Origin of the sequence: Spirosoma sp. (genome assembly GCF_048594605.1) — a bacterium.
Taxonomy (GTDB): domain Bacteria; phylum Bacteroidota; class Bacteroidia; order Cytophagales; family Spirosomataceae; genus Spirosoma.
Genome location: NZ_JBMDWV010000286.1, coordinates 1 through 7,433, shown reverse-complemented (window position 1 = coordinate 7,433; position 7,433 = coordinate 1). Strand labels below are relative to the sequence as shown.

The following is a 7,433-nucleotide window of genomic DNA, read 5'->3' as shown; positions in this document are numbered from 1 at the left end:
TAGCCACCGTAAGGACAACCTCGCGTACAACGGTTGCGGAACTGGCAATCGGTACGTCCTACAGCCAGATGTTGCGGCTGCGCTTTGGTCAGGTGGGCAACCCGGCCAATGGTGATTGGCCGGTTGAGTTTCTGAGCCACCGACTTTTTCAGATGAATTTCGGGGGCAGTCATAGCCATGGGCGGCAGAAAATGACTGTCGGGCAAAACGGCCAGTCGTTCGGCCTGACCGCTGATACCGACAAATTTCTCGACATAGGAATACCACGGTTCCAGGTCAGCGTACCGGATTGGCCAGTCAATACCCACGCCCTCTTTGGCATTGGCCAGAAAATCGTCGGGATTCCAGCGATACGTATGCTTACCCCACAACAGCGATTTGCCGCCGGTATGGTACGCCCGAATCCAGTTGAACGGGCGTTTCTGAATGTACGGATGCTCCTTGTCGTTGGTGTACAGATATTGCGACCCCTCTTTGGCCGAAAAATACATGGTGGCGTAGTGTTCCTCTGCCGCTACGGTGGTGATTTTGCCCCGGTGCTCAAATTCCCAGGGGTCTTTCATGGCCATCTTGTAATCCTCGATGTGTTTGAGTTCGTAGCCTCGTTCGAGCACCAAAACGTTCAGGCCTTTCTCCGTAAGTTCTTTGGCAGCCCATCCGCCCGTCATGCCTGAGCCAATTACAATGGCATCGTACGTCTGAGCTTTTTGTGCGTTTATATTCAGGTTCATAAGATCAATAATTGAATGGCTGAGGATAAGATTTAAGCCTGATTGCCGTACATAAAATCTTTTTGTCCCGGCTTGATTTTGATGGCTTCAAATTTGCCCGGAATCGGTTGGTAATCGAACGATGCTTTGACGCCCGCTTCCGATGTGTAGTAGCCAAGCAGCGTTTGTTCCTTGATCATTTGCCAGAACGTAACGTCGGTCGCTTTTTTCGACTGGGTTTCAATCTGTTGCAGAGCAGTCGTTTGCTGTTCGGGTGAAAGAGTCAGAAAATTGCTACGTTCCAACTCGCCAAGACCTGTCAGAAACGTATCCTGAGCAGGCTTTTTATAGCAATCGCGAATCATCAGTTCAATGAAGTCGGGGACTCCCGTGTCAAGGGCTCCGGGCGTATCCGTACGGGGCAGAATAAGATCGGCCACGCGAGCCGTAATTGCCCGCTGTGTTTCGTTCAGAAGAGGGCGGGTTGCGCCTAAAACCTGGCCTTCCGAAACAAGCTGTTCCCATCGGTTCATGGCCAGCAGAGTAGGAGCGGAAAGGGTGCCACCCAGTATCCAGGCTGTTCGTGTCAAGGCGTCTCGTCTATTCATTGGTTCGATGGGTCGGAGTTACCAGCGTTGGTAACGTACTGTTTCTAGCTAAAGTAAGATGGCGATGAAATCTAATTTGGTAGATACGCTGAGCGAAGAAATCAGCCGAATTTATCCCGCAACGTAGTAGAAAGCAGTCTGGTGTGGCTTGTGCCAATGGTGCTATCGACAACGCTTTACGAGCAATAATCACAATACGTATGATTCGAAGCAAAAGCCAGGGATGGCTAACGCTGGTTTCTCTCTGTTTCACTACGTTCGGTGGAATAAATACGCCCGGATGGGCGCAAACCGATCGGCCGAAACCGGTAACCATCGAGGTTGATCTGGCTACGGAAAAAGGTCCGCTCAAACCAATCTGGGCGTGGTTTGGCTACGATGAGCCGAACTATACGTACATGAAAGATGGGCAGAAATTGCTTACCGAAATTTCGAAGTTGAGTAAAGTGCCGGTCAACGTGCGGGCACATAGCTTGCTGGTCACGGGCGACGGAACAGCGGCTCTGAAATGGGGGTCAACCAATGCGTACACCGAAGACAAAAAAGGCAACCCGATTTATAACTGGACCATTGTCGATAAGATTTTCGATACGTATATCCAGCGGGGCATGAAACCCATTGCCCAGATCGGATTTATGCCGGAAGCACTCTCTACCAAACCCCAGCCATACCGCCATTACTGGAAACCCGGCGACAATTACAACGACATCTACACGGGCTGGGCCTATCCGCCGAAAGATTATAAGAAATGGAGCGAACTGGTTTTTCAGTGGGTAAAACATTCGGTCGAACGCTACGGCCAGAAGGAAGTAGAAAGCTGGTACTGGGAGTTGTGGAATGAACCCAACATTGGCTACTGGAAGGGTACAACCGACGAATACATCAAGCTCTACGACTACACCGCCGATGCCGTAAAAAGAGCCTTGCCAACGGCAAAAATCGGTGGCCCTGAAGTGACTGGCCCTAACTGGGACGTATCGGCTAAATTTTTTAAAGCGTTTCTTGATCATGTTGTAACGGGCAAAAACTACGTAACGGGCCAGACCGGAAGCCCACTCGATTTCATTACGTTCCATGCCAAAGGTGCCCCGAAAGTGGTAAACGGTGCCGTGCAGATGAACATGGGTACCCAACTTCGCGACATCGACAAGGGCTTCGAAATCGTAGCGTCGTATCCAAGTCTGAAAAGTCTGCCCATTATCATTGGTGAATCTGATCCGGAAGGTTGTGCGGCCTGTTCAGAAGATCTGCATCCGCAGAATGCGTATCGAAATGGTACCATGTACTCTAGTTATACGGCCGCTTCGTTTGCCCGTAAGTATGATCTGGCCCAATCGCGGGGCGTCAATCTGGCGGGAGCCGTTACGTGGGCGTTTGAGTTTGAAGATCAACCCTGGTTCCGGGGATTTCGTGATCTGGCCACGAATGGTATCGACAAACCCGTATTGAACGTATTTCGGATGTTTGGTATGATGCCCACTACGCGCGTAGCGGTTACGGGCGCACTGGCCTACGACTACGTCCGCGTTCGGGACCAAAGTGTACGGGCTGAAGCAGACATCAATGCATTGGCCAGCAAAGACGCGAAAACCGCTGCGGTGATGGTCTGGAATTATCACGATGATAATCTGCCAGCGCCTGATTCCCCGGTTTCTGTCCAGCTAAAGGGTATTCCGGGACAGCGCGTGTTGCTTGAGCATTATCGCGTTGATAAACAATTCAGTAACTCGTACGAAGTCTGGAAAAGCATGGGGTCACCCAAAGCGCCTACGCTGGAACAAACGGTCGAACTGGAAAAAGCAGGCCAATTACAACTGCTCGTATCGCCGGAATGGATTTCGGTAAAAGAGGGCCAAACAACGCTGAACTTTACCCTGCCGCGCCAGGGCGTATCGCTGTTAAAAATTTCGTGGGAATAAATTGATAATCAGTAACAAATAACATAAACAACTACGTTAATCAGAAAGTACAAGTAGTATATTTTTATAACTGCTTTATAATATTAGAGGACAGGAGAATGTAAAATGAATGATGCAGTACGTTCGTATGCCTGACAGTGTTGTCTGATACATTTTACGTTATTCATTACTCATCGTAAGTCTCATGCGTAAATACGGATATTATAGTTGCCTGTTTGGCGTTGGCCTGTTGTGTCTGCTAAGTTTTAAAACCAACGTCCGAACGACCTGGACTGAAGAACCTTCGCCGGTTCGAACCCCCGCCGAAGAACTCACTACGTTCAAACTGGAGCCGGGCCTGAAGATTCAACTGGTGGCTGCTGAGCCAATGGTTGAGGACCCGGTTGTTATTACGTTCGATCCTGATGGCCGGCTCTGGGTTGTTGAGATGCGGGGCTTTATGCCAAACGTCAGTGGGGAAGGAGAGAACCTGCCCGTTGGGCGCGTGTCTGTACTGGAAGATACCAATGGCGATGGACAGATGGATGTCAGCAAGGTTTACCTCGACAGCCTGATTATGCCGCGTGCCATTGCGTTTGTTAAAAATGGTGTTCTGGTGGCCGAAAACGGAGCGTTATGGCTGACACAGGATACAAATGGCGACCTGAAAGCCGATAAGAAAACGGTTGTCGACGCTAACTACATGGGCAATGGTCTGCCCGAACACGCACCGAATGGGCTCTGGCGCGGCATTGACAACTGGTACTATAATGCTAAATCGCGCGTTCGGTACCGGTTTGTGGAGGGCAAGCCTGGCGAGACCCAATGGCAACGCGATAGCACCGAATTTCGGGGGCAGTGGGGCATTAGCCACGACGATAAAGGCCGCCTGATCTACAACTACAACTGGTCGCAATTACACGGCGATCTGGTTCCGCCGAATTATCTTTCGCGAAATAAGAATCATAAAGCCACAACGGGTATTGATTTTGGATTGACCCTGGATCGGCGCGTTTACCCAATTCGTCCAACACCGGCAGTTAACCGGGGCTATATACCCGGTACGCTGGATAAAGAAGGTCGGTTACAGGAATTTACCGCTGCCTGTTCACCCCTGTTTTACCGGGGAAAGGCGCTGCCTGCGGCTTACTATGGCAACATATTTGTCTGTGAACCAGCGGGCAATTTGATCAAGCGTAACGTAGTCGAAGAAAAAGGACTTTTAGTGGCCGCGCACGATCCGCATCCGGGAACGGAATTTCTGGCTTCGACCGACGAACGATTCCGGCCCGTCCATCAGGCAACCGGCCCGGATGGGGCACTCTACGTAGCCGATATGTACCGTGGACTCATTCAGCACGAAGCCTACGTAACGCCCTATCTGAAAGAACAAACGCTGGCTCGTGGTCTGGAAAAACCGGTCAACCGAGGTCGCATCTGGCGAATCGTGCCAGAGAATTGGCAAGCGCAGAAACCCCGGAAACTTTCAGCGGCATCCTCAGAAGAACTGGTAGCCGAACTATCGAATCCAGATGGTTGGCACCGGGATATGGCGCAGCAGCTGCTGGTTGAACGTAACGATAAACGTATTGGCCCGGCCCTGATTAACGTAGCAAAGAAGGGCAGCGATTCGTTGGGACGATTCCAGGCGCTTTGGACCCTGGAAGGACTAAAGTTAGTGACGCCCGATCTGCTATTGCCACTGGTGGCCGATCCGGTTCCGCTGGTGAGCAGTACGGCTATACGTTTGCTCGAACCGTTTGCCAAGGCCGATAAAACCGTTCGAACGAGGCTGGGTGAACAGCTTCTGAAGGGCACCCCCAAAGCTACGATTCAGCAGCAATTACAGATGGCGCTTTCGGCCGACGTACTCGACCCGAACGTAGCACAGCAGGTGTTACTGGGCATTGCCGACCGGCAGGGGGCGTCGCCCCTGATGCGGGATGCTGTTCTGAGTAGTCTGCAGAATCAGGAGTTTGCTTTTTTGCAGCGGCTCATGAAAGATCCTAACTGGCAAACGGCCAATCCGGCGAAGGAAATATTTGTTGAGCAACTGACAACCTGCGTGGTGAAAAAGAAAAACCCTACGGAGTTGACGGCTATGCTGAACCTCCTGGGCGACGGTACGCAGACCATGAGCTGGCAGCAAAAAGTCATTCTGACGGGTATGTCTATTGCGGGTGGTAACCAGAAAGGAAAGCCGGTCCGGCTGGACAAAGCGCCTGTTATTCTGACGCAAACCAACAGCAAAATCGAACCGAACCGACTGGAAGCACTGGCTTCGCTGTTTGAATGGCCAGGGCACGTTGCTGCCAAAAGCACTACGGTAAAAAAGAGCCTGCTAAACGAAGAGGAGCAAAAACTTTTCGCGTCCGGTCGCCAGCTTTATCTGAATACGTGTTCAGGATGCCACGGTACCGATGGCGCCGGACTCAACCGGTTTGGCCCTCCGCTTATTGCTTCGGAATGGGTGGTGGGCGATGAAAAACGCCTGGCTCTGATTCTGCTACACGGCATGGAAGGGCCCGTTGAAATCAATAAAAAAACCTACGACCAGCCGGAAATTCTGCCTGTTATGCCCGCCCATTCAACCATGGACGACGCTTCGCTGACGGCTATACTTACCTACATACGTAACGAATGGGGAAATAATGCCGGACCTGTCAGCAAACGACTCGTTGGGATGACCCGCGTTACGTCGCAGGGGAGAGTTGTGCCCTGGACGGCTAAAGAGCTGAACAAGTATATACTCGAAGCAAAGGCCGCAAGTACGAGTACGGCAAAGTAAAGAAACGGTTATTTTGTTGTCATCGATTGTAGCGTCAGTATTGGCATTTTATAATCGATGACAACGGAATGGCAATGAATGACTATGACTATTCCTAACCTAAATGGACAGACGAGACTTTTTACAACGGGCTTCTATCGGTGCCATGGCGCTGACGTTTTCCGATTTTCCTGAGTTCGCTAAAAACACCTCAATGGGTATTGTTGTGCACTCTTATGGATTTCGCTGGAACTCGAAAATAGAAAGTCAGAAATACCCTGGCTTTGCGAACGCCGTTGACTTACTGGAGCATTGCCACCAGATCGGATCGGGTGGGATACAGGTTGTGGTAAACGGCTGGACATCTGATTTTGCCAGGAAAGTTCGGGCGAAACGCGAGCAGTTAGGGCTTTATCTGGAAGGATCCATCAGTGTACCCAAAACCGCTGCCGACGTAGCGAAATTTGAGCAGGACGTAGTAAATGCTAAAGAAGCCGGGGCAACGGTGTTACGTACCGTTTGCTCGTCGGGTCGTCGGTACGAAACGTATCATTCTGCCGAAGCTTTTCAGGAAGTAAAGAAAAATGCGCTGGTTTCGCTGCGATTGGCCGAGCCGGTTCTGCGCAAACACAACGTAAAGCTAGCCGTAGAAAATCATAAGGACTGGCGGGCTCCCGAACTGGTTGCCATGCTTAAGCAACTGAATAGCGAATGGATTGGCGTTACGTTAGATTTTGGCAATAGCATTTCCCTGCTGGAAAACCCGATGGAGGTCGTTGAAACGCTATCGCCCTACGTGTTTACAACCCATGTAAAAGATATGGGCGTTGCCGAATATGCGGATGGTTTTCTGCTGTCGGAAGTGCCACTTGGCAAAGGCATCTGCGATCTGCCGAAGATGATCGCTTTATGCAAAAAACACAATCCGGCTGTTACGTTCAATCTGGAAATGATCACCCGGGACCCGCTGGAAATTCCCTGTTTAACCAACGATTACTGGTCGACCTTTACTGATGTATCAGGACTTGATTTAGCCCGGACGCTACGTTTGGTAAAGCAGCATACGTACAAAGCGGGCCTCCCCAGAACTACCCCCTTAAGTCCTGAAAATAAACTGGCGGCTGAAGAAGATAATATTCTGGCCTGTCTGGATTACAGCAAACAAAAGCTGGGGCTCATCTAATCGTATCCATCATTCTATTTCTATGAGTAAAGAATTGCTTCCAGGTATTAAACAATTCGATTTGAGTGGCAGAGCGGCCATTATTACCGGTGGTTCCAAAGGACTGGGTTTGGCGATGGCCGCCGGTTTAGCATCGGCTGGGGCCAACGTAATGCTGGTGAACCGTAATGCCGAAGAGGGAAAACGCGCTGCTGAAGAGTTGAGCGATGATTTTGGTATCAAGGCCATTTCATTCGCTGCCGATATTACCAACGAAGAACAGGCAGA

Annotated in this window: 5 protein-coding genes and 1 pseudogene; 4 read left to right on the top strand and 2 right to left on the bottom strand. The window is 50.7% G+C overall.

Features of this window, described 5'->3' with window-relative positions; all coding sequences use genetic code 11:
* Positions 1-731: pseudogene (locus tag ACOJS8_RS17010) on the bottom strand (GMC family oxidoreductase); the annotation flags it as partial.
* Positions 732-763: 32 nt separating this feature from the next.
* Complete coding sequence (locus tag ACOJS8_RS17005) at positions 764-1,318, bottom strand: gluconate 2-dehydrogenase subunit 3 family protein (RefSeq protein ID WP_420149739.1); 555 nt, start codon at positions 1,316-1,318, stop codon at positions 764-766.
* Between the two features lie 200 nt (positions 1,319-1,518).
* Between ACOJS8_RS17005 and ACOJS8_RS17000 the strand changes: the two genes are divergently transcribed.
* From ACOJS8_RS17000 to ACOJS8_RS16985, 4 genes are all read left to right on the top strand, one after another.
* Positions 1,519-3,237, top strand: a complete 1,719-nt coding sequence (locus tag ACOJS8_RS17000; protein WP_420149738.1) for a GH39 family glycosyl hydrolase — start codon at positions 1,519-1,521, stop codon at positions 3,235-3,237.
* A 184-nt stretch (positions 3,238-3,421) separates the two neighbouring features.
* Entirely contained in the window at positions 3,422-6,004 is a 2,583-nt protein-coding gene (locus tag ACOJS8_RS16995; protein WP_420149737.1) for a DUF7133 domain-containing protein, read from the top strand.
* A 103-nt stretch (positions 6,005-6,107) separates the two neighbouring features.
* Positions 6,108-7,166, top strand: a complete 1,059-nt coding sequence (locus ACOJS8_RS16990; protein WP_420149736.1) for a sugar phosphate isomerase/epimerase family protein — start codon at positions 6,108-6,110, stop codon at positions 7,164-7,166.
* 22 nt (positions 7,167-7,188) lie between these two features.
* The coding region (locus tag ACOJS8_RS16985) for an SDR family NAD(P)-dependent oxidoreductase (RefSeq protein WP_420149735.1) at positions 7,189-7,433 on the top strand (245 nt) is incomplete at its 3' end.

Bases quoted from the DNA above. Each gene is read 5' to 3' on its own strand.
- ACOJS8_RS17005 (WP_420149739.1), bottom strand. From the start codon at position 1,318: ATGAATAGACGAGACGCCTTGACACGAACAGCCTGGATACTGGGTGGC.
- ACOJS8_RS17000 (WP_420149738.1), top strand. From the start codon at position 1,519: ATGATTCGAAGCAAAAGCCAGGGATGGCTAACGCTGGTTTCTCTCTGT.
- ACOJS8_RS16995 (WP_420149737.1), top strand. From the start codon at position 3,422: ATGCGTAAATACGGATATTATAGTTGCCTGTTTGGCGTTGGCCTGTTG.
- ACOJS8_RS16990 (WP_420149736.1), top strand. From the start codon at position 6,108: ATGGACAGACGAGACTTTTTACAACGGGCTTCTATCGGTGCCATGGCG.